The following is a 25,123-nucleotide window of genomic DNA, read 5'->3' on the forward strand; positions in this document are numbered from 1 at the left end:
CATTGGCGCCCCTGATGTCTGGGCCCTGATGTCTGGGCCCAGGCGCAACCGTACTTGCACGCGAGGTCGTGTGCCTCAGCTGGGATGACCGCCGCGCCGAGGTTCGCGTTGCTGGAGCTAGGGCTTACGGCAGACCGCTCCGTAGACCCGTCCGTTGACGAGGGGGTCGTCCGAGATGTCGCCGGGTCCACGAGGACGCCACGCCGCGCACGCCACCAGCCCCGGGTCCACGAGCTCGAAACCCTCGAGGAGGTCGAGGAGCTGGTCGTAGCTGCGCGGGTAGACGTGGTCCCGGCTCCTGGCCTCGAATTCCTCGACCACACGTCCGGGTTCGCCCGCATCCAGGGTGAAATGCGAGATCGCCAGGAAGCTGCCGGGCACGACCGCCGCTCGGTAACGGGCCAACACGTCCTTGGGGTGGGCCGTCTCCGGAACGAAGTGCCACACCATGAGGGTGAGCAGGGCGATCGGCTCGTCGAAGTCGAGAAGCCGTCGTGTCTCGGGGTGCCCGAGAATGTCGTCCACGTCGCACAGGTCCGCCTGGATCGCGGTGGCACGATCGTTGCCCTGCAACATCAGCCGGCTGTGCGCCACCGCAAGTGGGTCCTTGTCCACGTAGACCACACGACTCTCCGACGTCGCCTGCTCGGCGATCTCGTGCACGTTGCCCACCGTCGGGATCCCGGACCCGAGGTCGAGGAACTGCCGGATACCGGAGTCGACCAGGAAGTCCACGGCGCGGTGCAGAAAAGCTCTGCTCAACCGCACGATCTCCCGCGCGCCCGGCATGATCTCGCGGTCGAACACCTCGGCGAGTTGCCGGTCGGCCTCGAAGTTGTGGCCACCGCCCAGCAGGTAGTCGTACACCCTCGCCACGTTCGGGATGCTCGTATCGATTCCCGCAGGCACCCACGGCAGGTCTTCGGACACGTGACACCTCTCCGCCTCCGTCAGCGAGGGAAGCATACTGATCACCAGACCGGATCCGTCGTCCCCCGGGGAGGAATGGTGGAGCGGTGCCTCGGCGAGAAACGGATCATCACCCATTTGGGTTTGCTCGGGCAGATCCCTTTCGCAGGCTCTCACGCGTCCAGGTGATGCTCGACCCGGTGGCACTACTTCTACCGTGGGCGGTGCGTTGTTGATCTTGAAAGCAGGGTTCGCAGGTGGATGTGGTGGGATGGTTGGTGACCAGGGGATGACGCGGAGCAGTGGCACAGTTCCCGGGAGTGCGCCCGGCCGATGGCCCGTACTCGGGCACGCGGTCGCGATGCTGCGGCAACCGCTTCGTTTCATGTCGTCGTTGCAGGACAGGGGATCCGTCGTCCGGATCTCTCTGGGCACCGTGCCGGTGTACGTCCTGACCACACCGGAACTGCTGCATCAGGTCCTGGTCAGCGACGCGGAGAGGTTCGAGAAGGGGATCTTCTTCCAGCGGATGCGCCCGTTCCTCGGCAATGGTCTGGTCCTCTCCAGCGGCGAGTTCTATCGACGCCAGCGACGACTGGTGCAACCAGCCTTCCACCGCACCCGGATCGCCAGGTACTCGGAGACGATGTCCCGGGTTGCGCGGGAGTTGGTCGACTCCTGGCATCCGGGACAGGTCGTGGACGTCGACAAACGCATGCAGGACCTGACGATCAGTGTCGCCGGGCAGACGCTGTTCTCGGCCGACCTCGGTTCGGAGGTGGTGCGCGAAATCGAGCGCTCCGTACCGATCCTCCTCAAGGACGGAACCATCCGGGCGTTGACCCCGAAGTTCCTGGAGAAGCTTCCGCTTCCCGGGAACCGCCGGTTCGACGAGGCGATCTCCCGGGTCCGTCGTGTGGTGTCCGACGTCGTCGAGTCGGCTCGGGAGGGTGACACGGATCGCGGGGACCTGTTGTCGACCCTGATCTTCAGCCGGGACAAGGAAACCGGCGAGGGCATGAGCGACCGGCAGGTGCTCGATGAGGTGATCACCTTGTTGATCGCCGGGACGCAAACCTCCGCGCTGGCGCTTTCGTGGTTCTTCTATGAGATCGCGCGACATCCGGGCGTGGAACGACGGCTGCATGCCGAGGTCGACGACGTCGTCGGTCCCGGGCCGGAGGTCACCTTCGACGATGTCTCCGCGTTGACCTACACCCACCAGGTGGCGAACGAGATCCTTCGCAAGTACTCGGCCTGGTTGCTGATGCGCCGGTCCACAGCGGACGTTTCACTCGATGGGATCGACCTCCCGGCCGGGAGCGAGCTGGCGTTCAGCCCGTATGCGTTCCACCACGACCCGAGGTTCTTCCGGGATCCGGAGCGCTTCGACCCGGACCGCTGGGCGCCGGACCGGGTGACGGAGGTGCCACGCGACACCTTCCTCCCGTTTGGATCTGGCATGCACCACTGTCCCGGGCATCATTTCGCGCACGCCGAGATCGCCATCACGGTGGCGACTGTGGCCTCGCGTCACCGGCTCGTTCCCGTGCCGGGGAGAACGGTGCGGCCCAACGTGACGGCGGGAATGCCATATCCGAGCCAGCTCCCCATGACCGTCGTGCCGCGCCGTGCGTGAGTGACGCTGACGCATTGGCTTCGTGGCGGTCGGTAGGCACGTTCCGTAGTCCGGCCGGCCAGGTAACCAAACCCTTTCAGCGTGGACTCGGTCCCGGCTTGCGTCCCACGCCGACGATGATGAACCTGGATGCCTCCCGTTCGTTCGGGTGCAGCGGTCGCTCGGGATTCCAGTCGCCCACCTCGACAACCCCGGGCGACACCAGATCGAAGCCGGAGAACAGCGCGACGATCTCGGCCCGACTCCTGGGATAGACCGGGTTCCCGCCCTGTTCCAGCATTGCCATCACCGCCTCGACCGCCGGCGTCCTACGTTCCACCATCCCGTGCGCGAGCACGAGATAGCTTCCCGAAACGACCGCCGTCTGATACCGGGAGATGGCTCCGGCCGGATCGGCGGAGTCGGGGACGAAGTGCAGTGAGTTCACCGAGAGAAGCCCGACCGGCCGGTCGAGGTCGAGCAGCCGCTTCGTCAGGGCGTGCCCGAGAACACCCTCGGCATCGAAGGGATCGCCTTCGATCATGGCGGCCTGGTCGTTGTTCTCCAGGACCACCCGCCCGTGCGTGGCCGTGAGTGGGTCCTTCTCCACGTATACTACCCGGCATTCCGGATGTGCACGTTGCGTGACTACGTGGACGGGATCCACCGTGGACAGTCCGGAGCCGAGGTCCAGGAACTGGCGGATCCCGTTCTGGAGGAGGAGACGCAACGCCCGTCGCAGGAAGGACCGGCTCAGCCAGATGATCTCCCGCACCGGAGGCAGTGCGCTCTGCATGTTGCTCGCCAGCGTGCGGTCTGCCGCGAAATGATGGCTCCCACCGAGCCAGTAATCGCGCATGCGAGCCATGCTTGGCGTGTCGACACCGAACTCGTCCGAACTGTCACCCGCGTCCTGAACCACTGTCGTCCCACCATCGACCAGGGAGTGATCAGCACCCTAGTGGCTGCGACCGGACCGGTTGGTAAGAGGTAGGCGAACTTGGTGCACAACTTGTCGTCGGCGGTGGGCTCGACGACGACCGTTCCGCACGCCGCTCACACTCAGCGACGCCTCCGCAGAAGCCGCCGCCAGCGCGGAGTCCGGGGTGGTGCCGGAACTCGAGGCTTTCGGCCGACGCCCCCGTAGACGAGGAGGTTCGTCGTGGGATCGTCGGAGAAATCGCCGACACCCTGAGGACGCCACGCGGCGCATCCCACGACGCCCGGCTCCACCAGCTCGAAGCCGTCGAACATTGCCACGATCTCGGCGTGGCTACGCGCGTAGGCGTTCTGGTTGGTCTCGGCGTGGTACTCGGTGATCGTGCGGCGTAGGGATTCGTCACCCTGGTCGTTGGTGAGATGCGAGATAGCCAAGCAACTGCCGGGGGCGAGGACCTGCCGGTAGCGACGCAACACCTCTCCCGGCTTGGCCGAGTCGGGAATGAAGTGCCACACCATGAGGGTGAGCAGACCAACCGGCTGATCGAGGTCGAGCAGCCTCCGGACCTCGGGACGACCGAGGATGTCCTCGGGGTCGAGCAGGTCGCCGAGGACCGCTGCGGCACGATCGTTGCCTTGGAGCATCAACTCGCTGTGTGCCACCGCGATCGGCTCGTGGTCGACGTACACCACCCGGCACCGCGGGTCGGCCTGCTGGGCGATCTGGTGGACATTGCCAACCGTCGGAATGCCCGACCCGAGGTCGAGAAACTGCCGGACGCCGTTCTCGATCATGAACAGCAGGGCGCGGCGCAGGAAGCCCCGGCTCAGCCGGACGAGATCCCGGGCGTGGGGCAAGAGCTCCCGCTCAATCCTGTGGGCCAGCTTCCGATCTGCCTCGAAGTTGTGGCCGCCACCGAGCAGGTAGTCGTACACGCGGGCGGGATTCGCGACGCTGGTATCGAGGCCGGTCGGCACCCAGTTCGGTTTTTCGGTCACCCGCACCACCTTTTCGTGCTCGAACGGCCATGTGAAGCTTACTGGTCGCGTCCGGTGTCACTTTGTCACCCGACCGTGCAGTTGTTGGCCGGAAGGGGGATGGGGTGTTCACTGGATCGGAGGTCACGGTGGCCCGCTGGGCATGCTTTGTGATCGAGATGATGGTCTGGTGTCACTCCCACTAGTGAGATTTTGCAGCAGAGAAGGTGACGACCGAGCAGTCGATACCGGAGAAAAAATGATCATCGGGCAGACCGGTCCGGGCGTGTTGTCATCCGGCTCGTCATGGCGACCGTGCTCCGACACGGCCTGCGTCGCGGCGTTGACGGGGGTGCTTCGACGATGAACCGTCACGATGCGCGATGGCTCGGGCGGGGTGGGTGACGGATGCTAACGCGATTAGTGGGATGATCGACCGGCACCGGGATGGTCCTTCAGGAGTATCTATGAACCGCCCTCCGGGCTAGGCGCGGGTCCGTCCGTGGGGGCCGACCCGATGCGATCTCCCTGTGCCATGCCGGCCGGTGCCGAGCCCGCGACAAGGCACCGCGCCGCTGCGACTGGTTCCCATCGGAAGTGGAGGTACCGCACCATGCGTCATCCAAGTCTCCTGCGCAGAGGATGGAAACGCGCAACCGCAGCTCTCGGCCTTGCGGCCCTGGGTGTCGTCGGGTCACTGGCACCGGCTCAGGCACGACCCGCGTCCGCCTCGTGCCAGGATCAGAACATCCCGGTCTCCATGCGGGGCGAGGCGCAGACCCTGTACGGCAAACTGTGCGTCCCCACCGGCGGGGCGAGCACCGTACAGCTTCTGATCCCGGGCGCCACCTACAACAGCACCTATTGGGATCCGCCGGCCACGCCGGGAGTACACAACTTCCGGGCCAGCATGAATCAGGCCGGGTACGCGACGCTGACCGTGGACCGCCTCGGAACGGGGCGCAGCTCGAAACCACTGAGCCTCAAGTTGAGCGCGCTGGGGCAGGCCGAGGTGATGCACCAGGCGGTGCAGAAGCTTCGGTCCGGGGAGTTGGGGCCCAAGTTCGAGAAGGTGATTATCGGCGGGCACTCACTCGGTTCACTGATCAGCATCCTGGAGGCGGCCACGTACCAGGACGTCGATGGTGTACTGATCACGGGTATCGCCCACAAGCTGGCCGTTGTGGACGTGCTCAAGGACGGCTTCGGGTCCATGTACCCGGCGACGCTGGACGGCCAGCTCGCCGAGCGGGGTGTTCTCGATCCCGGGTACCTGACGACCCGGCCGGGTACCCGGGGGAACGCGTTCCACTGGCCCGGTAAGGCGACTGACGCGGCCCTGAAGCTGGACGAGGCGACCAAGGACGTGTTCGCGACGACCGAGGCCGCGGACGGCCTCGGCGTGGCGCTGCTCACGCCGTACACGAGGAAGATCGCGGCACCGGTCTACCTGGTGATGGGCGGTCACGACCGGCTCTTCTGCGGTCCCCTGGGCGTCGACTGCTCCTCGGCGCAGACGCTGCTCCGGGACGAGGCACCGTTCTACTCCCCGGAGGCCCGCCTGCAGGCCTACCTGTTGCCCGGCAAGTACGGGCATTCCTTCAACTACGCGCCGAACGCGTACCAGTACCACCAGGCGGTCGTCCACTGGGCCGACACCATGGTGGGCCGCTGACCGACCGCGCCACGGCAGCCTCGACCGCGACCGCCCCGTCTCCGTCCGATCTGGACGGAGACGGGGCAGTTTCTGTGAGAAGGTGAGGATGCGGTGGTGACGTGGTCTCCGAGCCAGCGCGTCACCCCTTCGCGGTCACTGTTTCCGTGCCACACCGACGTAGAGCTGGGCGCCCGCGAGCCGTTCGGCGTGCCGCGTCGGCGGTCCCTCCGGCCGCCACTCGTCGGCGGTCACCAGCCCCGGGTGGACCAGGTCGAAACCGGTGAACAGGCTGGTGACATCCGGGCGGGGCCGGAAGTGGACGCTGATGCCGCTGGCGTCCAGCAGCTCGGCGATGACAGCGGAGTCCGCTGGCCTGATGTCCGCAGTTGCGTGGGAGAGCACCAGGTAGCTGCGGTCGGCGAGCCGATCACGGTAACGTTCGATAATCCGGGCAGCGTCCCGAATGTCCTTGATGAAGTGCACGGAGTTCATCGCGAGAAGGGCGACCGGCTCGGCGAAATCGAACGTGTCCCGTGCCTCGGGACGGGCCAGGACGTCCTCGACGACGTTCCACGGATCGGCCCGGATTGCCACGGCGTGCGGGTTCTGCGCCAGCATCAGCTGGCCCCTCGCCACGTCGACCGGGTCGGAGTCCACGTAGACGAGCCGGCACGGGAGCCCCTTTCGTCGGGCGACTTCGCCGACGAGTTCGACGCCCCGGACGCCGAACCCGAGATGGACGAACTGCCGGACACCCTGGCCGAACAGGAATGTCACCGCCCGGTGGAAGAATCCCTGGCTCGTCCAGGCCATCTCCTGGACGTGGGGAATCCTCGACTCCAGGTCGGTCACCAGTCGCCTGTCGGCAGTGAAATGGTAACTGCCGCCCAACAGGTAGTCGCGGAGTCGGTTGACGTGCGGGACGTCGATGCGGGAGTGTGCGGTTTCCTCCTCCGGGCGCCTGTGCATGGTTCTCCACGTCGCATATTGCCTGTACCCCACGTCGCTGTCGATCTCGTCGACGGCGGCGAGCCTACTCGGCCGAGCGGTTTCGACCGGCCCCCTGGCGCCGATCGTTGTGGCCCGGCGCCGCCTTGGCCGGCGCGGACAGCTTATGCGGGAGAGCCTGCTTTCGTTGTCACCCGTCCGGGGGTTGGTCGGATGGTGCAGGATGGATCCCCGAGTTACGCCGCGGTGACGCCGGACCGCCTGGCACTCGTGCTTGTTCTCGCTCTATCGGGTGAAGACCGGGGCGGGTGCGTCACGCCGGTGGGGTGGCCACTGTTCAGCTTGTTGGGCCCGATGGACCGGATCAGGGAGTGTCGATGGCGGAAATCGCTGGTGGCTCGCGTGGGGTGCGGGGCGTCTCCGGCGCGGTACCGGTGGCAGCCCGCCGCTGGCCGCTGGTGGGCCACGTGTTCTCCCTGCTCCGCGATCCACATCGCTTCATGACTTCGCTCTCCGTGCGGGGTGACGTCGTCTGCATCTACCTGGGTACCCTGCCCGTCTACGTACCCACCACCCCGGAACTGGTCCACCAAGTTCTGGCCACCGACGCGAACAAGTTCGAGAAGGGAATGCTCTTCCAGCGGCTGCGTCCGCTGCTCGGAAACGGCTTGGCGGTGTCCGGCGGTGACTACTACCGACGCCAGCGACGGCTGGTACAGCCGTCCTTCCAACGGGTACGTATCGCGCGGTACGCGGAGATCATGTCCGAACTCGCCGGCGAGCTGGTCAGCTCGTGGAAGCCGGAACAGGTCGTCGGGGTCGACCGGAGCATGCAGGACCTGGCGATCGCCGTCGCGGGGCGTGCGTTGTTCTCCACCGATCTGGACACGCGGGTAACAAGCGAAATCCAACGTTCGGTACCGGTCCTGCTCCAGGACGGCTCAGCACGGGCGCTTACGCCGAAACTGCTCGAAAAGCTGCCCATCAGTTGGAACCGTCGCTTCGACGAGGCGATCGGGCAGCTGCGGCGGATGGTGTCCGAACTTGTCAGGACGATGCGGACGGACGATGTCCGCCCCGACGACCTGCTGTCGGCACTGATCTCCGCCCGTGACGAGGAAACCGGCGAGAGTATGAACGACCAGCAGGTGCTCGACGAGGTCGTCACCCTCCTGATCGCCGGGACCCAGACGACCGCGCTCGCCCTCGCCTGGTTGTTCCACGAGCTCGCCAGGCACCCCGAGGTGGAACGGCGGCTGCACGCGGAGATCGACGAGGTTCTCGGTGGCCGGCGACGGGCCACGTTCGACGATCTGCCGGCGTTGACCTATACCCGGCAGGTGGCCAACGAGGTCCTCCGTAGGTATGCGCCGTGGCTGCTGATGCGGCGTACCACCGAAGAGGTCGCGCTCGACGGGCTCGTTCTCCCCGCGGACACCGAGGTTGCAGTCAGTCCTTACACCCTGCACCACGATTCCCGGTACTTCCCGGAACCGAACCGGTTCGACCCGCGGCGATGGGCGCCCGACCGCGACGCGGGCCTACCACGGAAGGCGTTCCTTCCGTTCGGCTCGGGGCTGCATCACTGTCCGGGACACAGTTTCGCGCACGCCGAGATCGCCATCACGGTGGCGACGGTGGGATCGCACTACAAGCTCGTACCCGTGCCCGGCAGACGGGTTCGGATGAAGATGACCGCAGGCATGCCCTATCCCAGCCAGCTCGCCATGAGGGTGATCCCACGGAGTCGGTGACAGACCCGCGGCGGCCCGTGTCGCGTGGCTCACGGGCTCGCCTCGAGGAGCGGGTGGCCACCAGTCGGCCGCCACGGTGCCCGCCCACGTCCGGCACGGCGGGCTGGAGTCCCGAGAGCGCGGGCAGAGTGGGTTCAGGCTCAGATGGCGTCCAGCGCGGTGCTCGCCGGGGGTTCGCCACCAGCCTCGGCAAAGGCAGCGAGCACCTCGACCAGCCCCTGGCGGGCACTGCTCGGCATCTTGGCCACGATCGCTGCGATCTCCTTGCGCCGGCGCGCGGTGACCTGGCGGACCACCCTGCGCCCTTCCACGGTGAGGTCGACGACGACCTCCCGGCGTGAGGTCGGGCTGGCCCGGCGCTGCACCATGCCGACCGAGGTGAGCCGGTCCACCATCCGCGTGACCGTGGAGGGATTGACGCCCAGCTGCTCGGCCAGCGCCGCGTGCTTGAGCGGGCCCCGGTTGTGCAGCACGACCAGCAGCCGGAACTGGGGCAACGTGATCGTCTCCTCCACCGCGGAGATCGAGCGGGCGGAGATGGCTACCAGCAGCCGCGAGGCGGTCAGCACGGCGTCGGTCACGGCATCGACGTCCGAACTGGCGCTGGCGGCGGCCTTGGTGCGGGTCATGGCACCCAGTGTGCCTGACGGCACGCCCGGCGCGGCTTCTGTTCCGTTCCCCACAACACCCTATCGGTGCACTGAGCAAGTGTTGCACACTGCAATGGTGACTGGGTCGAACGCGCCGCTGTCCCGAAATCGACTTCCCCTGGGAGCGCGGCAGCCCCTTGGTACGTGGTTGCGGGGGAGCACGGCCGGCCTGGTGACCCTGGCGGTGGCCATCGGTGCCGGGGCGGGGTTGGGTGCGATCGTGTTCAGGTGGCTGATCAGCAGCTTCACCTGGGTGTTCTCCGGGCATGCCGACTATTCGGCGACTGGTGGGCAGGCCCACCCGTGGCTGCCGGCGTTGGGGCCGTGGTTCGTCCTGTTTGCCCCGGTTGTCGCGGGTCTGGTGTACGGACCGCTGGTGCATCGCTTCGCGCCCGAGGCCCGGGGGCACGGGGTGCCCGAGGTAATGTACGCCGTTGCCGAACGGGGCGGCCGGATCGCACCGCAGGTGACGGTGGTCAAGGCCCTGGCCTCCGCGCTGTGCATCGGCTCTGGCGGCTCCGTCGGTCGGGAGGGGCCGATCGTTCAGATCGGTTCGGCGTGGGCGTCCGCGCTGGGACGCCTCGTCCGCCTGCCCGAGTCCCGTGTGCGGGTGCTGGTGGCCTGCGGCGCCGCAGGCGGCATCGCCGCGACGTTCAATGCGCCGCTGGCGGGCCCCTTCTTCGCGATGGAGCTGTTGCTGCGCGACTTTGCCGCCGAGTCCTTCGGTGCTGTCGTCCTTTCCAGCGTCACCGCGAGTGTCGTGGGCCGTGCGGTCCTGGGAGACACCACGTTCCTGGACCTGCCATCGTTCTCGCTGCGCACACCGTGGGAGTACCTGCTGCTCCTTCTGCTCGGTGTCGTCGTCGGGGCGGTAGGCGTGGTGTTCACCCGCGTGCTGTATCGGGTTGAGGACGCCTGCGATTGGGCATGGCGGGGGCCGGAGTGGCTGCGTCCGGCGGTTGGTGGTCTCCTGTTGGGCGGTCTCCTTCTCGTCCTGCCGCAGATGTACGGGGTGGGCTACCCGGTGCTGCAGGATGCCCTGGGTGGTCGGTACTTGCTGGGCATGTTGGTGCTGTTGCTCGTCGGCAAGATCGTGGCCACCAGCCTGACCATCGGAATCGGCGGCTCGGGAGGGGTTTTCGCGCCCTCGCTGTTCATCGGCGCGATGGCGGGCACCGCCTTCGGTGAGGTCGTGCACGTCCTGTTGCCGTCGGCCAGCTCCCCGCCCGGCGTCTACGGGCTGATCGGGATGGGGGCGGCTTTCGCCGGGGCGGCTCGGGCGCCGATCACAGCCGTGATCGTGTTGTTCGAGCTGACCGGCCAGTACACGATCATCCTGCCGCTCATGGCCGCGATCGTGGTGGCCACGCTGGTCTCCCGGAAGCTCAGCCGGGACACGATCTACACCCTGAAGCTACGTCGCCGCGGTGTCGACCTCGATCGGCTGGCCACGACGAACCCGCTTGCCGGCAGGACCGTGGACAGTGTCCTCGAACCGCTGCCCGAGCCCCTCTCATCAGACACCGACCTGGTCAGTGCCGGGCACCAGTTGGCCCTCTCCGGCCACGGGATTCTTCCCGTTGTTGGCGGCGACGGTCGTTACCACGGCTGTGTCAGCGCCCGCGCCGTGGCGGAAGCGCTCGGTGGGGTGCGGGCAGGTGACCTCGTCGTGGCGGACCTCGCCGAGCTCCCGCCCTTGATTACCTGCGACGCTCCGCTCACCGACGCGGTAGCCGCACTCGTGAACGCCCGGGGAACCGGCCTGCCCGTGCTCGATCGGGACGGCACCATACTCGTTGGCTGGATCACGCACCAGGCTATCCTCACGGTCCCGCAGTCAATTTCTCGAACCGGTTTTCCTCTCAAGGAAACCATCCGAAAGCCGGCGTCCGTGAGCACCGGTGCGGGCTGACACCGGGCATCGTCTTACCAGGCTCTTGGTCGGCCACCCGGAGTGAACCGCGCCGTGAGGAGGACCGGGGCAGGTAGCCCGGGCAGGGCCAGTCCAGGACATGACTCGGACTCACACGTGACTTCGCGGTCGGCTCTGCACTAACTTCCAGTTCATGATCACTACCGGTGTGTCGTGGGCTGACGGCCCCTTGTTGTCGTTCGACCTGGAGTCGACCGGCCTCGACCCGGCTACTGACCGCATTGTGGCCGCGTCGCTGGTGTCCATACTTCCCCAGCAGGCGCCGCAGGTTCGCACATGGCTGGCTGATCCGGGGGTGCAGATCCCCGCGGAGGCGACGGCGATTCATGGCATCAGCACGGAGCACGCGCGGGCGCACGGCCAGAACATCGCGGAGGCCGTGGCGGAGATCGTTGGCGAGCTAGGCCGGTCGTGGTCGTCGACAACGCCATTGTGCGTGTTCAACGCTTCCTTTGATCTCTCGCTGTTGGCCGCGGAGCTGCGTCGGCATCACGGGCAGGACCTGGTCGTGGCGGGCCCCGTCGTCGACCCGATGTGTCTTGATCGACACCTGGACCGTTATCGGAAGGGTAAGCGGACGCTGGGTGCGTTGTGCGCGCACTATCGGGTGCGCCTGGAGAAGGCGCACACCTCCACGGATGACGCGTTGGCCGCGGCCCGGTTGGCGTGGCGACTTGCCAAGTCCTATCCCGACAAGGTCGGGGGAGTGGCGTTGGCGGAACTGCACCAACGTCAAATCGGCTGGCACCGCGAGCACACCCGCGGGTTCGCCGACTATCTGGACCGATTGGCCGCGCGGACCGCTGATCCAGTCGAGGCTGGCGAACTGCGTGCCCGCGCGAGTGTGGAGCGCGCGGCTGCTGGGCAGTGGCCCTTGCGCGCCGTCGTGCAACCAGTTGAGGTGTGAGGAGCCTGAATGACGGAACAACGGATCTGGCTCGACGTTCCCTTCGCGGAGAAGAACAACGCCAAAGCAGCCGGTGCGCGGTGGGACCCGGCTGCGAAACGGTGGTACGCCCCACGTCCTGACATGGCGGAACTGGAGAGATGGGCGGCCTTGCCGGACGTGCCGGACCTGCTGCCCGGCGAGGATCGTTCGTTCGGTTCCGGGTTGTTCGTCGACCTCGTGCCGTCCTCGTGCTGGTTCACCAACGTGCGCTCGTGCGTGAGCCCGCGGGACTGGGAACGACTACGCCGCATGATCCTGAAACGGGCAGGCCACCGCTGCGAAGCGTGTGGGCAGAGGGAGGAGCGCGCTACCCGTCGCTGGCTCGAAGCTCATGAGCGGTGGGCTTATGACGACGCTGGACGGGTTCAGACGCTGCGTAGGCTGATCTGCCTCTGCACGCCCTGTCACACCGCGACCCACTTCGGGCTGGCCACCGTGCGCGGTGTGCAGGACCAGGCGCTCGCGCACCTGTGCTCCGTCACGGGGATGTCCCAAGACGAGGCTCTCGATCACGTGGACGCGGCATTTGACTTGTGGCGCCGGCGTTCCCTCGCATCCTGGACACTCGACCTGAGCATGCTCACCACTGCCGGGATCACCGTCGTACCTCCACCTGACGCCAAGGCTCGGGCCGCTGTCGCCGAACATACCCTCCGCCAGCGGTGCCCCTGACCCGGTGGCGACAGCTCGTCGATGCCGTGCATCCGATGTTCAGGTCCTGTTCGTGTTGCCAGGCGGTGAGCGGTTCGCCGGCTCCTGCGGCTTCCCCCCTTTGCCGCGGCTGCGCTGACCTGCGCCAAGAGGATCACCCAGAACCACTACCGAGACAGCCACCTAGTCGGCCAGTAGCCGGTTGAGTGCCACAGGTCAGGGGTGGTCTCCGTTGTTGGTCTGTGAGGGTGGTTGTTGGGGGTGTCCTGAGCGTCCGGGCACACCTGGGGCAACACCGTTCGTGATTTTCGATGGGGGACACGTACGCCGTGGGACGTACGCCGTGGGTTTGCGCTGTGGTGCATCAGCGAGACACGAAGGCAGCATCCACTTGGAGCTGAGAGCGTAGGGGACCCCAGGTTCAAGTCCTGTCGTCCCGACCCACCGAGCTTCTTCATGTCTCGTAGGATCTCACCTTGGCGCTTTCGTGATCGACGGTTGTGATCACCAGCGAGCATTACGGTCGAACAGAGACGCGCTCGTGATCTTCCCTTCGGTGACGGCGATGTGGGTCATGAACGTGCCGGGGGCCGCGCCGTGCCAGTGCTCCTCCCCGGGCTGGCAGCTGACCGTGTCGCCGGCCCTGATCTCCTGCCGTTCCCCGCCGCGGGTCTGGACCAGGCCCACGCCCTTGGTGACGTGCAGCACCTGACCGGCGCACCCGCAGATCACGCACGAACAGGACGGGAGCCTGCGACTCCAGCTCGGGCGAGATGAGCAGGTCGCTCGTCGGGGCGATCACCTTTACCGGGATGTCGGTCGAACGGGGCCGCGGAGTCAGCAGTCGCCCGGCGATGTTCGCACGGTACAGCTCGACGCCATGCACCATGTTCGCCTCGGCCCCTTCGGGCTGCGCCGCGGCGACCGATCCCCGGCCGAGCCGGTTCGCGAACCCGGCGACCCGGTCGATCACTCCCGGCGGACCGCGAACTCCGGCAGCATCGGTAGCTGGAACAACAGCGTGTAGTACGACTTCAGCAGTCGCTTGACCACCGCCCGAGGGAACCCATGGTCGATCCGCCACGGCGCAGCCCGCTTGCTTGTGCCGGAGAACAGACCTCCGGTTCCGTTGGCGCCGTGGCCAAAGCCGGTCCGGCGCCTGCATGCGGGGCCCATTCCAGTCTCGGCGCCTGGCAGCATGACGACCGTCAAGACAGCGATAGATCAGTCCTCCCGCTGGTGCGACATCGGACCAGCAGGCCGCCGCCATAGTCGAGCCATCGAGATCGCGCGTCGGCTGCTGCGGCATGGCCTCCGTCAACGCCGTTTCCAACTATCCGCAGATTCAGTCGCTGCCCATAGGCGGTGTCGGCGATCCCGGCTTCGGTCACACGGCGAAGATCGACAACCTCACGGCCGAGATCACGACCGTGCTGCACTGAGGCGAATTGCGGACGAATCGGTGCTCCTACGTCCGGGCACTGAGCGGGCGGATGTCGGTCCAGTTCCGCTCAATGTAGGCCACGCACGCGTCGCGGGTGTCGTCGGAATGCGCGACCTGCCACCCACTGGGCACCGGGACCTGACTGGGCCACAGCGAATGCTGTTGTTCCGCGTTGACCAGCACGGAGAACGTGCCGTCGGGGTCGTCGAACGGGTTCATCTCTGTCCTCCTCGGATCAGGCGGGAAGCTCGAAGCGCATCGCTGCGAAGATTTGGCTGCGCACGATGGACATCGGCGCGTACCGGAAGGCGAGGTCGCGCAGCCGCGCGACAATCGGGTTCTCCAGCTGTTCAAGCCGGCTCAAGCGCCGCGACGCCGAGACGAGCCAGCGAGCGTGATCGCGTCGTGTGCGCTCGTAGGCGCGCAATCCCGCAACTGGTTCGGTTCCGGCAGCCAGGTGGTGCGCGAGGGCGTAGCCGTCCTCGATGGACGAGCTGCCGCCCTGACTGAGGCTGGTCAGCATCGGATGCGCGGCATCTCCGACCAGGGTCACCGGTCCGTCGCCCCAGGATTCGAGAAACGTCCGGTCCTGGGCCGGTACAGTCGCGATGTCGGACTCCGGAGTCCGTGAGATGACGTCGAGCACCTCGTTTGCCCAGCCCGCGAAGCACTGCAGGATGTCGCCCTTGGTGCCACTCCAGCGGCGCGCAACGTTCTTCGTGCCCCACCAGTAGGCCTGCCCACCGCCGATGTCCATCAGACCGAACCTTTGCCCGTTGCCCCAGTAGTGGACGGCACCCCCGGCCGGCAGGCTGGGATGCTCGAACGGGGCGGCCGCGATCCAGCAGACGTAGCCGTAGTCGTTGACCCGTTCCTGGCCGACCATCTGCGCCCGGATGGCGGAGTTGATCCCGTCCGCACCGACCAGCACATCACCGGTGTAGCTCCGGCCGTCCGCGCACGTGATCGACACACTGTCTCCGACACCGTCGTACCGCACGACCTCGGCCCCGTAGTGGATCGGTGTATCGCCCAGGGAGTTGCGCAGCAGGGTGGTCAGGTCGCTGCGACGCACGTTGACCAGCGGCGTACCCACCTCATCGGCCACGGACCTGATCGGCAGCTCGCGCAGCGGTTTGCCGGTCGGAGTCCGCAGATGGAACTCGTCGCAGACGCGTCCCACCCCCGCCGTGGACAGATCGACGCCCAAGGCTCGGAGCACCTTCGTGGCGTTGCAGGCGATCCCGAGCCCGCCGCCGGACGTCCGGGGTTCGGACGCGGCCTCGAACAGCTCGACCTCAATGCCACGCCGGCGCAGGGCGATCGCGGTCGTCAAACCGCCCACCCCGGTGCCGACCACCAGAACCTTCATCGCCGGGCCTCCTGCCGTTTCGGTACGGCGGCCGCCAACTCGCGCCGGATCACCGCGTCGAGAAGGCGGTCTGGCAGCATCCGGGCGGCCACGGTTGCGCCCCAGGAGTCGGGGCCGACGCGGTAGCGGGTACGTGGCCGCCGTGCGGTCATCGCATGGCCGACGGCGCTCGCGACCGCCTCGGGTTTCGTCTTGCTGTCCCGCGCGCGCTTCTCGTTCAGGGCGACGAATGATTCGAACATCTGCCGGTACGAGTTCGCGACACCGTCAGGCGCCGCAATGAGAACCCGCCGGGCAGTGTCGGCGACCTTGTCCCAGATCGGGGTCATGATGGCGCCGGGCTCGACCACCGAGACACTGACCGACAGCGGCGCAAGCTCCCGGCGCAGCGCGTCCGACACGCCTTCCTTGGCAAACTGCGAGGCGGCGTACGGGCCGAGGAACGGTGCTGCGACCCGGCCGACGCCCGAGCAGACGTTGACGATTCGGCCCGCCAAGGCCGCTCCGTCAACCGGGCGCATGCGCAGCAGCGGCAGGAACTCTTGAGTCACCGCGACCGTGCCGATGAGGTTCACCTCCAGCTCGGCCCGCAGCTCATCGAGTGGCACGCATTCCATCGGCGCCGACACGCAGATACCGGCGTTGTTCACCAAGCCGTGCAGGCCCGCCTCGCCGGTCTGCTCGCGTACCAGCTTGCCTGCCAGGCGGATCGACTCGTTCGACGTGACGTCCAGGAGCACCGGACGAATGTTGCGGCTCTCGGCGGCGAGCCGCGCGCCGTTCGCCTGCGACCGCACCCCGGCGTACACCGTGAAGCCGGCGGCGGCCAGGCGCAGCGCGCTGGCCTGTCCAAGGCCGGTGGACGCGCCGGTGACCAGCACCGCGGGCTCGTTGTCTGACATGATCAACCTCCAATACTCGACAGTAGGATCTCGACCGCGCGGTCCGCGATCCGCTCGGCACGCTCGCGGATGAGTGCGCCCTCGATGTAGGAAAAGTTCCAGCTCAAGGCGGAATGGCTGGTGATCACGACCGCGACCAGCAACCCGCTGATCGAGAGGCCGGCGACGGGCTGGATTCCGGACACGTCCCACTCCCCAACTCGGTCCGGGAAGGGGAACCGCCCCAAGTTGGACAGGCAGACGTTTCCCGGCCCCATCCGGTCGACCATTGCGATCGTGCGTGCGCTGCGGCCGACCGAAGGCGGCGTCATGAACCGCAGCATCGAGATCAGCGCGAGGTGCTGGCCGAACCGCGTGCGCCTGTTCAGGTCTCGCTGGGCCCGGCGCGCGGTCGCCCACAAGGGACCGATTCGGATGTGGGACGGCACTGTGGCAACGTACGAGCCCAGGTCCCGGGACCCAACCGGCCTGACCAGCTCAGCCCGGAAGTCCACGGGGGAGCCGAGGGTGACACACCGGGCGTCTTCGCCCGCCACAGCGATCGCCATCGTCGCGGTCAGCGCGCTGTGCACGGTCAGGCCTTCGCGCTTGCACCGGCTCACCAACCGGTCCAGCTGCTCGGCATCGAGCTCGCGGTGGACCAGCCTGGTGCGCCTGCGCTCGGCCGGCACCGGCGTATCGGGTACCAGCCGGCGTGGCCGCGCGATCGCCGTCGCGATCTGATCGGCAACCGCCCAGGCGACCGTCTGCAACGTCCGAGGCACGCCCTTGATCCATCTTGGCAACATCGCCTCGGGCGGAGGCAGCGGGTCGTGCGGCTCCGGCGACGGCGTGCCCGCGGCCAGCTCCAGCAGCCGCCGTAGCATTTCCATCACGGCTGTCCCGTCGGCGATGATGTGCGACACGGTGAGGATCAGGTCGTGGCACTCCTGCGCGCTCCCCGGCGCGTGAATGATGTCGACGATCCGGGCCAGCGGACCCGAACGCGTGGCAAGGGGCGTGACCAGCTCAACCCCGTCGATCTCCCGTTCCCACCGGCCCGGGTCTTCGGCTGTGACAGTGCGGATCGGGATCCGCGGATCCTTCACGGGCACGAAACGTGGGCGGGTGCCGTCCGGCGCGGCGGCGACCGCCACCCGCAGCAGCGGGTGCTCGGCGACCAGCCCCGCCGCGGCACGCTCCAGGTCCGCGCAAGACACCGCTCCGGCTATGTGCACCCTGACGATACAGTTGAGCGGAGAGAGCTGGTCGCAGAGCCAGTACCAGCGCTCGGCGGGGCTGAGCGGTCGGTTGATCACTGGGCCACCTCGGCACGGGCAGAACGGAAGGAGTCTGCGCGCTGCAGGGCGAGACCGAGTTCGTCTGCCAGTACCTGGACGTTCGGAGCATCCATCATGGACAGGTGGTTGCCGGGGACCTTGACGATCTCGACGGGCTCCTCAGTCCACTGCTCCCAGCCGTTGTCCGGGCTGTTGAACAAGGTGCCGACGTTGCGATGTGCGACCGCGAGCCCGCTCGGCATCTCCTCGGTCGCCCGCAGCAGAAGGAGCGGCCTGCGCAGGTTCTCGACCCGATAATCCATGCCAGCCTGCATGTTCGCCCGGAAGACCCGGTACAGCCGCCGAACAAGTTGCGGTGAACTGTCCCGCGGCAGGACGCCGAGCTCGACGCACCGGTCCAGCGCCGAAGTGAGATCGACGATGTCGCCGAGCTCGTCGTCCAGCTGCACGTCGCCGCGCGAGCTCGCGAGAAGTTCCCCGATGAAGAACGTGATCATCTGCTTCTCGTCGAGCGCGGTCCTGGGGCCAGCGCCGAGCGCGATCGTGTCCAGCACCGTCAGCGAGGACACCTGGGCGGGGTCGAGCTGCCGAGCGATCTCGACCGCGACGAAGCCGCCGAAGGACCAGCCCGCGAGGTGGAACGGCCCGTCGGGGTGGACCCGCCGAATGGCCTCGATGTACGAGGCGGCAAGGGATTCCATCGACGTCAGCGGCTCGGTGCCCGGCTGCGTTCCCGCCGCCTGCAGGGCGTGCACCGGCCGGTCCGCGGGAAGATGGTTGACCAACTGGCGGTAGCACAGGACGGTGCCTCCGATGGGATGTATCAGGAACAGCGGCACGCCATCGCCCGCCTCCCGCAGGGGCACCACGGGATCGAAGGTGTCGCTGCCGTCGTGGGCGCGGATGACGGCAGCGATCTCGCGCGCGGTCGGCGCGGCCAGGAACGTCTGCAGCTGCAGGTCAACTCCCCAACGCTTGGCGATGGTCATCGCAACGCGGGTGGCGCCGATCGAGGTGCCGCCCGCATCGAAGAAGCCGGTGTCCACGCCGAGCGCGTCGACGCCGGCGAACTCCGCCAGCAGGCCGGCAACCGCCTCCTCGAGCTCGTCACCGGCCGACACCACGGTGTCGGACCCGCGCGAGCCAATCGCCCGCAACGCGGCGTCGTCCCGCTTTCCACTGGGCGTCAGCGGCATGGCGTCGATCCACTGGAAGGTCGACGGCACCATGTGCGGTGGAAGGACCTGGCGCAGCTCCGAGCGCAGCGCCTCGACGGGAACCCGATCGGCGTCACCGACCAGGAACGCCTGCAGCACCGCGTCGGGCCCGCCCAGCGAGCGCGCCACGACTGCGGCCTGCTCGACACCGGGGTACCTCGCGGCCAGCGCCAGGATCGCGAGCTCGACCTCGGCGACCTCGACTCGGAAGCCACGCACCTTGACCTGGGTGTCCGCCCGGCCCAGGCACACGATGTCGCCGTTGGGCAGTGCGAGGCCGATGTCCCCGGTGCGATAGCGGACGGTGCCGTTGGGCCCGGCGACGAATCGCTGTGCGGTCAGGCCCGGCCGCTTCTCGTATCCCTGCGCAACGCAAGCGCCTTCGAGGTAGATCTCGCCCTTGACGCCCGGCCGCACCGGGCGCAGCTTCTCATCGAGCAGCGATGCCGTGATCGCCGAGATCGCGGCGCCGATCGGCGGCAGCGGCGGGTGGTCGCTGACCTCCCCCGGCAACTGGTGCGCGAGCGCCACATGCGTCTCGGTCGGGCCGTACTGGTTCTCCAGCACGGTGCCGGGGTTCGCGGCACACAGCGCCCGGATCTCCGGGGTGATCCGCAGCTGCTCACCGGAGGACATGATTGTGCGCAGCGATGCCGGGTACACGCCGGTGACCGCTGCCGCCTCGGCCAGCCCTTGCAGCGCGACATAGGGCAGGTAGATCCGGTCCACGCCACCCTCGTCGATCGTCTTTAGCAGCGCCACCATGTCCTGGCGGGTGCGCTCGTCGATCACCCGCAGGGTGCCTCCGCCACATAGCGTGGAGAAGATCTCCTGGAACGAGACGTCGAACGACAGCGGCGCGAACTGCAGCGTGGTCCGCCCGACCGCAGTGGTGGGACGCTGGTTCTGCCAGCGGATGAGGTTCGTGAGCACGCGGTGCGGCACCGCCACCCCCTTGGGCTCACCGGTCGATCCCGAGGTGAACAGGACGTAGGCGACGTCCTCGGGATGGATCCGGGGCAGCGGCAGCGGCTCACCGTCAGCCGGCTGGCAGAGCAGCTCGTCGAGACCGGTGACCGTGAGATAAGGCTCGGCGATCTCGGCCATCAACCGAATGCGTGCCTCCGGGTACGCCGGGTCGAGCGGAACGACGGCCGCCCCGGCGCGCATTGCACCCAGCACCGCGGCCACCAGCTCGATCGAACGCGGCATGCGGATCGCGACACGTGCCCCGGTCGGCATTCCCCGCCGCAGCAGCTCCTGGGCGACGGCGTCGGCGATGTCGTTGAGCCTGAGGTAGTCCCACTGGCCGGTGTCGCTGACCACCGCGGTTTTCGCCGGGTGCAGCGTGGCGACCTGGTCGACCAGGGCGGTGACATCCCCGCTTCCGGCCGCCCAGAGGGCGATCTCGCCATCCGGGTCCCGGACGATCTCGCCCAGCAGCCCGATGAGCGCCCGGCCGAATTCGGTGCACTGGCTTGCAGCCAGCCCTTCCCCACCGGTGCTGATCCGCAGCCGGATGCGGCCGTCGCGTGGGTCGACCATCGCGGTGGTCAGCAGCGTGAAGTTGGTCTCCTCGCGGATCGTGACGTCGACCAGCTCCACCCCACCGAGAGCTTGTCCGAGCTGGTGGTAGTTCACGAAATTGAACGCGGTGTCGAAGGGCTGCGGGCTGAGGGGGAAGCGCCGGTGGGGGAAGGTGTCCCGCTCCCAACGCACGATGTGCTCCACGGCGTCGCGCCACGTTTCCTGCTCGCCGTCCAGGCGCACCGGGATCGTGTTGAGGAACAGCCCAGCGCACGACTCGGCATCCTCGCGTTGCGGCCGGGCGTGCGTCACGCAGCCGGTGACCACGTCGTCGGAACCGGTCATAGCGCGCAGCGCAAGGCAGTGCGCGGCCAGCAGCACCGACTTCAGCGGCACGCCGTTGACGCGCGCGAACTGCTTGACGCAGCGGTCCAGCCAGGAGGACAGCGTCATCAGGCTGGAGCCGTCTGGTTCGGGGGCCAGGTGGTTGCGCGCTGACTCGATCGACGTGGACCGGGCGGCCTCCAGCGCCTGGACCCAGAACTCCCGCGCGACGGGATCCTGCTGGGACTGACGTTCGGTGCGAGCGTATTCGGCGAGCAGGAATGTCGACGGCGACGCCAGATCTGCCCCGGCGTCCGACAGGTAGTCGGCCAGCAGGTCACTCAACAGGCTGGCGACGCTCCAGCCGTCGAGGATCGCGTGGTGGAAGTGGAACACGAGTTCGATGCAGTCCTCCCGGACGAACACCCGCATGCCGTGCAGGGCGGTGTGCTCCCCGTCGTCGACCAACCGGTACGTGGTGCGGTGCATCCGCTCCAAATACGCCGTGGCGTCCGAACCGCTGGAGTCGATCTCGAGCGTGTCCGGAATCTCGCGGAAGACAACCTGCAGCGGAGTGGCGCGGCCGGTGAGGTCGAAGTTGGAGCGCAGCGCCGGCTGGCGGCGCACCATCCGGTAATAGGCGCGGCGGAACTTGTCCTCGTCCCACGGCATCCGCAGCCGGTAGGCGAAGGCGTCCTTGTATAATGTGGAGTCCGCGCGTTCCAGGCTGTGGTATAGCATGCCCAGCTGGAGCTGGGTGGCGGGGAAGGCGTCCTCGATGCCGTCGGTGAAGCTCGCCCGGTCGATAGCCGGCACCAGCTCGAACGGCACGGTCACCGGGTTGCCGCTCACGTGTTCCCGGTGGGCCACGTGTACGGCAAGACCGGCGATGGTCGGATTGGCATAGAACCGGTCGACATCGAAGGCCAGCCCGCGCTTCTCGGCCTCGGTGCGCATGCGCAGCACCAGGATCGAGTCGCCGCCGACGGTGAAGAAATCGTCGTGCACGCCGAACTCGCTCGACCCGAGCACGGCGGACCAGATGTCGGCCAGTTTCCGCTCGACCGGAGTGCTCGGCAGCGCCGATTCGCGCTCACGGCGGCCCAGCGCGGCCAGTGCGCGCCGGTCTGCCTTGCCGCTGCCGGTCAGCGGAATGTTGTTCAGCAGCACGAAGTCCGAGGGGATCATGTACGACGGCAGCCGGTCGGCCAGGAAGCCCACCAGGGACCGGACAAGGCCGGGCCGCTCCCCCGCTCGCGCGACGACATAGGCGACGAGCCGGGTGCCCGTCTCCGATCGCTCGTCGACAACGGTCGCCGCGGCAACGTCCGGGCATCGGGCCAGCGCGCTCTCGATCTCGCCGAGAGTGATGCGGTTGCCGCGGATCTTCACCTGGTCGTCGAACCGGCCCAGATACTCCAGCGTGCCGTCGGAGAGCCACCGCGCGAGGTCTCCGGTGCGATACCGGCGCCCCTCCGGAATGGAGGCGTCGTCGACGAACGCTTCGGCGGTGCGCTCGGGCTGGCCGAGATAACCGCGGCCGACACCGACGCCAGCGATGTTGAGCTCGCCCGGCACGCCGATCGGGCAGCGTCGGCCCTCGGTGTCGAGCACCATCAGCGCGATGTTGTCGATCGGCCTGCCGATCGGCACCCGGTTGATCGGCCTCAGGGCCGAGATGTCGTAGTAGGACACGTCGACCGTGGCCTCGGTCGGCCCGTACAGGTTGGCAAGCTGGACGCCGGGAAGCGTCGAGCGGAACCGCTCGGCAAGCGCCGGGGTCAGCGCCTCGCCGCTGCAGAACACCAGACGCAACGACCGCACCTGCTGCGGGTTCTGCTCGACGTGATCGAGGAACGGGCTGAGCATCGACGGCACGAAGTGCATGACGGTCGCGCCGTGGCGCTCGATCGCGGCGCCGAGTTCGCGCGGGTCGCGCTCGGCCCCCGGTGGCGCCACCGCGACGCTCGCGCCGGCCAGCGCCCACCACATGAGCTCCCAGACCGAGACGTCGAACGTGGCGGGCGTCTTGTGCAGGATGATGTCGTTGTCCCGCAACGGATACTGGCGCTGCATCCAGATCAGCCGGTTGACCACCGAACGGTGCTCGATCATCGCGCCCTTGGGCATGCCGGTGGAGCCGGACGTGTAGATGACATAGGCCAGATCGGTCGGCCGCGGAGGCGTCACGTGATCGACCAGCTCACCCGTTTCCGAGGGGTCGACCGGCCGGATGCCGAGCTCGTCCAGCAGGCCGTCGAACTTGCCGTCAGTGACGACCAGCCGCGCGTCGCAGTCGGTCAGCAGGGTCCGCACGCGCTGCTCGGGATGCTGGGGATCGATCGGCACGTAGGCGCCGCCCGCGGCCAGCACCGCGTGGATCGCGACCAGGAACTCCGGCGATCGCGGCAACAGCACCGGCACGCACTCATCGGGTCGCAGGTCCCCGAGCTCCAGCGCCAGGTGGGAAACCCGCCGGTGGAACTCCTCATAGGTGAGCACACCATCAGACCCGGCGACGGCCGGACGGTCGGGTGCGCGGCCGGCCTGCTCAGCCACCAGCCGGTCGATGGTCGCAGACTCGTCGAACTCGACGGTATGCGGGCGCTCGAACCCGGAGAGCCGAGCGGCCTCGGCGGGGCTGATGAGCGACAGCGCGGCCAAGGGCGTGTCCGGCGCGCGCAGCCCTTCCCCAAGCAGGGTCATCACGTGGTCGATGGCCGACTCGATAGCGAAGTGGTCGTCGAAGACATCGTCGGCGTAAAAGACGTGGACATCCAGCGAACCATTGCGCTGGTACTCCCGCACGAGGACATTCAGCGCGCCGAGGGAGTACCCGGACGACATCACATTGGTCTCGACGTCGTGCTCAGCAACGATCATGTAGGAGTACGTAACGTCGAAGAGGTCATGGACCGGCTGACCCGCGTCACGCAACGCCGCCCGCAGATCGCCCAGCGCAAACCGCTGACGCGACTTGAGGCCCCGAACTTCCGACCGGACCTGGTCGGCGATCTCGACCAAGGTGCGCTGCTCATCGATCGCGACGTGCAGCGGAAGGATGTTCGTCACGTTCGACACGGTGGCCAGTTCGATCGGCGTCTCGCGGTTCAGCATCGGCATGCCGAGCACGATGTCGCCATCGCGGTGTACCCGACGCAGGTAGGCGGCCAGAGCGGCCGCGGTGACGGAGAAGATCGATCGACCAGTCGCCCGGATCCGGTCTGCGGTTAGCGCGTCGATGTGAACGGTCTTGCGCCGGTGGCGGCGACCGCGCCCAGTCGCCGTGCGAGCGAACAGGGCCGGGGTAAGCACGCCCATCGCCGCGGTAAGCGCGTCCCGGTCCGCCTGCCAGTCCGGCGAGCTCCGATATGCCTCATCGGCCGCGACGAGGTCGAGGCAGCTTGGTGCGGGGGTCTCCTCGGCGGTCTCGTCGGCGTTGGAGTAGTAGCGTTCGGCGATCTCCTTGATGAGAAGGTCGATTCCCCACCCATCGGCGGCGACGTGGTGGATCCAGCCGCATACGATCAGCGAATCGGTGTCCTCGGCCAGGATCGTGAACTTGACGAGTGGGCCGTCCAGTGCAATCACGTCGTCGGTGCTGCGACTCATCCACCGCTGGCACGCCTCGCGCGGATCCGACTCGGACAGGAACGAGACGACCTCGACGTCCGGGCAGTCGGGCACAACTTGCTGGACCGTCTTGTCACCGTGTTCCTCCAGCCGCAACCGCATGGCGTCATGCCGCAGCGCCGTGCGGCGTATGCACTCCTTCAGCCGGTCGACATCGGCCGGACCGGGCAACCGGACGTACCCGCCGGGAGCCAGCGGCAGATCGGGATGGGTGAGCGCGGTCGCAACGATGTCCTGTTGATAGCGGCTCAGCGGCGCCACGACAGTGCTTGGGCCCGCGGCTGGGACTGACATGGATTTACCCTCAACGGAGTGTCGATATCGTAACTTACACGTGTAAGTACGATATCTACCCGAGTCTTACCCCAACAAGAGGGCAGCGTGTGTTGATCAACACATCGACCTGCAGCGTGTCGACGGCCATCTTTCTGCGGCACC

General features: G+C 67.6%; 19 protein-coding genes. 7 read left to right on the top strand and 12 right to left on the bottom strand.

Going from position 1 to position 25,123, the window contains the following annotated elements; all coding sequences use genetic code 11:
- Window positions 1-117 precede the first annotated feature (117 nt).
- Window positions 118-930, bottom strand: a complete 813-nt coding sequence (locus IEY55_RS00855) for an SAM-dependent methyltransferase (protein WP_189052857.1) — start codon at window positions 928-930, stop codon at window positions 118-120.
- A gap of 268 nt (window positions 931-1,198) precedes the next feature.
- Here IEY55_RS00855 and IEY55_RS00860 point away from each other — a divergent pair, with 268 nt between their 5' ends.
- Window positions 1,199-2,548: a cytochrome P450 gene (locus IEY55_RS00860; protein ID WP_189052858.1), complete on the top strand. Its 1,350-nt coding sequence runs from the start codon at window positions 1,199-1,201 to the stop codon at window positions 2,546-2,548.
- A gap of 76 nt (window positions 2,549-2,624) precedes the next feature.
- Here the strand turns inward: IEY55_RS00860 and IEY55_RS00865 are convergent, their stop codons facing one another.
- Complete coding sequence (locus IEY55_RS00865; protein WP_268239262.1) at window positions 2,625-3,449, bottom strand: SAM-dependent methyltransferase; 825 nt, start codon at window positions 3,447-3,449, stop codon at window positions 2,625-2,627.
- A gap of 140 nt (window positions 3,450-3,589) precedes the next feature.
- Window positions 3,590-4,465, bottom strand: a complete 876-nt coding sequence (locus IEY55_RS00870) for an SAM-dependent methyltransferase (RefSeq protein WP_189052860.1) — start codon at window positions 4,463-4,465, stop codon at window positions 3,590-3,592.
- 739 nt (window positions 4,466-5,204) lie between these two features.
- On the opposite strand from IEY55_RS00870, the gene IEY55_RS00875 reads away from it, so the two are divergent.
- On the top strand, window positions 5,205-6,119 hold the full coding sequence (locus IEY55_RS00875; protein ID WP_229685827.1) for an alpha/beta hydrolase: 915 nt from the start codon (window positions 5,205-5,207) through the stop codon (window positions 6,117-6,119).
- A 135-nt stretch (window positions 6,120-6,254) separates the two neighbouring features.
- Here the strand turns inward: IEY55_RS00875 and IEY55_RS00880 are convergent, their stop codons facing one another.
- A complete protein-coding gene (locus IEY55_RS00880) occupies window positions 6,255-7,070 on the bottom strand; it encodes an SAM-dependent methyltransferase (RefSeq protein ID WP_189052862.1) in 816 nt (271 codons plus the stop codon).
- 356 nt (window positions 7,071-7,426) lie between these two features.
- On the opposite strand from IEY55_RS00880, the gene IEY55_RS00885 reads away from it, so the two are divergent.
- Window positions 7,427-8,803 (top strand): cytochrome P450, encoded by a 1,377-nt coding sequence (locus IEY55_RS00885; protein ID WP_189052863.1) that lies wholly within the window; start codon window positions 7,427-7,429, stop codon window positions 8,801-8,803.
- Window positions 8,804-8,943: 140 nt separating this feature from the next.
- Here IEY55_RS00885 and IEY55_RS00890 read toward each other — a convergent pair whose 3' ends face one another.
- Window positions 8,944-9,432 (bottom strand): MarR family winged helix-turn-helix transcriptional regulator, encoded by a 489-nt coding sequence (locus IEY55_RS00890; RefSeq protein WP_189052864.1) that lies wholly within the window; start codon window positions 9,430-9,432, stop codon window positions 8,944-8,946.
- 193 nt (window positions 9,433-9,625) lie between these two features.
- Between IEY55_RS00890 and IEY55_RS00895 the strand changes: the two genes are divergently transcribed.
- The 3 genes from IEY55_RS00895 (at window position 9,626) to IEY55_RS00905 (ending at window position 13,007) form a co-directional block, all read left to right on the top strand.
- Entirely contained in the window at window positions 9,626-11,365 is a 1,740-nt protein-coding gene (locus IEY55_RS00895; RefSeq protein WP_444543279.1) for a chloride channel protein, read from the top strand.
- Between the two features lie 154 nt (window positions 11,366-11,519).
- Window positions 11,520-12,293 (top strand): exonuclease domain-containing protein, encoded by a 774-nt coding sequence (locus IEY55_RS00900; protein ID WP_189052865.1) that lies wholly within the window; start codon window positions 11,520-11,522, stop codon window positions 12,291-12,293.
- A gap of 9 nt (window positions 12,294-12,302) precedes the next feature.
- Window positions 12,303-13,007, top strand: a complete 705-nt coding sequence (locus IEY55_RS00905; RefSeq protein ID WP_189052866.1) for a DUF5710 domain-containing protein — start codon at window positions 12,303-12,305, stop codon at window positions 13,005-13,007.
- Window positions 13,008-13,490: 483 nt separating this feature from the next.
- Here IEY55_RS00905 and IEY55_RS00910 read toward each other — a convergent pair whose 3' ends face one another.
- Entirely contained in the window at window positions 13,491-13,718 is a 228-nt protein-coding gene (locus IEY55_RS00910) for a cupin domain-containing protein (protein WP_189052867.1), read from the bottom strand.
- A gap of 237 nt (window positions 13,719-13,955) precedes the next feature.
- A complete protein-coding gene (locus tag IEY55_RS00915) occupies window positions 13,956-14,162 on the bottom strand; it encodes a hypothetical protein (protein ID WP_189052868.1) in 207 nt (68 codons plus the stop codon).
- Between the two features lie 131 nt (window positions 14,163-14,293).
- Here IEY55_RS00915 and IEY55_RS32465 point away from each other — a divergent pair, with 131 nt between their 5' ends.
- Complete coding sequence (locus IEY55_RS32465) at window positions 14,294-14,428, top strand: hypothetical protein (protein ID WP_268239263.1); 135 nt, start codon at window positions 14,294-14,296, stop codon at window positions 14,426-14,428.
- A gap of 26 nt (window positions 14,429-14,454) precedes the next feature.
- On the opposite strand, the gene IEY55_RS00920 is transcribed toward IEY55_RS32465, so the two are convergent.
- From IEY55_RS00920 to IEY55_RS00940, 5 genes are read right to left on the bottom strand one after another with little or no spacing between them, the layout of a single operon-like run.
- A complete protein-coding gene (locus IEY55_RS00920; protein ID WP_189052869.1) occupies window positions 14,455-14,649 on the bottom strand; it encodes an MbtH family protein in 195 nt (64 codons plus the stop codon).
- Window positions 14,650-14,665: 16 nt separating this feature from the next.
- Window positions 14,666-15,802, bottom strand: a complete 1,137-nt coding sequence (locus tag IEY55_RS00925) for an FAD-dependent monooxygenase (protein ID WP_189052870.1) — start codon at window positions 15,800-15,802, stop codon at window positions 14,666-14,668.
- On the bottom strand, window positions 15,799-16,683 hold the full coding sequence (locus IEY55_RS00930) for an SDR family NAD(P)-dependent oxidoreductase (RefSeq protein WP_229685829.1): 885 nt from the start codon (window positions 16,681-16,683) through the stop codon (window positions 15,799-15,801). Before IEY55_RS00930 ends, IEY55_RS00925 begins: the two co-directional genes overlap by 4 nt.
- A 23-nt stretch (window positions 16,684-16,706) precedes the next feature.
- Window positions 16,707-18,002, bottom strand: a complete 1,296-nt coding sequence (locus IEY55_RS00935; protein ID WP_189052872.1) for a phthiocerol/phthiodiolone dimycocerosyl transferase family protein — start codon at window positions 18,000-18,002, stop codon at window positions 16,707-16,709.
- On the bottom strand, window positions 17,999-24,979 hold the full coding sequence (locus IEY55_RS00940) for a non-ribosomal peptide synthetase (RefSeq protein WP_189052873.1): 6,981 nt from the start codon (window positions 24,977-24,979) through the stop codon (window positions 17,999-18,001). Before IEY55_RS00940 ends, IEY55_RS00935 begins: the two co-directional genes overlap by 4 nt.
- Window positions 24,980-25,123: the final 144 nt, after the last annotated feature.

Origin of the sequence: Longimycelium tulufanense (genome assembly GCF_014645795.1) — a bacterium.
Taxonomy (GTDB): domain Bacteria; phylum Actinomycetota; class Actinomycetes; order Mycobacteriales; family Pseudonocardiaceae; genus Longimycelium; species Longimycelium tulufanense.

What these genes read in the sequence shown, in the direction of transcription:
- IEY55_RS00860 (WP_189052858.1), top strand. Translation starts at nt 1,199, where the DNA reads ATGACGCGGAGCAGTGGCACAGTTCCCGGGAGTGCGCCCGGCCGATGG.
- IEY55_RS00875 (WP_229685827.1), top strand. Translation starts at nt 5,205, where the DNA reads ATGCGGGGCGAGGCGCAGACCCTGTACGGCAAACTGTGCGTCCCCACC.
- IEY55_RS00880 (WP_189052862.1), bottom strand. Translation starts at nt 7,070, where the DNA reads ATGCACAGGCGCCCGGAGGAGGAAACCGCACACTCCCGCATCGACGTC.
- IEY55_RS00885 (WP_189052863.1), top strand. Translation starts at nt 7,427, where the DNA reads ATGGCGGAAATCGCTGGTGGCTCGCGTGGGGTGCGGGGCGTCTCCGGC.
- IEY55_RS00890 (WP_189052864.1), bottom strand. Translation starts at nt 9,432, where the DNA reads ATGACCCGCACCAAGGCCGCCGCCAGCGCCAGTTCGGACGTCGATGCC.
- IEY55_RS00900 (WP_189052865.1), top strand. Translation starts at nt 11,520, where the DNA reads ATGATCACTACCGGTGTGTCGTGGGCTGACGGCCCCTTGTTGTCGTTC.
- IEY55_RS00905 (WP_189052866.1), top strand. Translation starts at nt 12,303, where the DNA reads ATGACGGAACAACGGATCTGGCTCGACGTTCCCTTCGCGGAGAAGAAC.
- IEY55_RS00915 (WP_189052868.1), bottom strand. Translation starts at nt 14,162, where the DNA reads ATGGGCCCCGCATGCAGGCGCCGGACCGGCTTTGGCCACGGCGCCAAC.
- IEY55_RS32465 (WP_268239263.1), top strand. Translation starts at nt 14,294, where the DNA reads ATGGCCTCCGTCAACGCCGTTTCCAACTATCCGCAGATTCAGTCGCTG.
- IEY55_RS00920 (WP_189052869.1), bottom strand. Translation starts at nt 14,649, where the DNA reads ATGAACCCGTTCGACGACCCCGACGGCACGTTCTCCGTGCTGGTCAAC.
- IEY55_RS00925 (WP_189052870.1), bottom strand. Translation starts at nt 15,802, where the DNA reads ATGAAGGTTCTGGTGGTCGGCACCGGGGTGGGCGGTTTGACGACCGCG.
- IEY55_RS00940 (WP_189052873.1), bottom strand. Translation starts at nt 24,979, where the DNA reads ATGTCAGTCCCAGCCGCGGGCCCAAGCACTGTCGTGGCGCCGCTGAGC.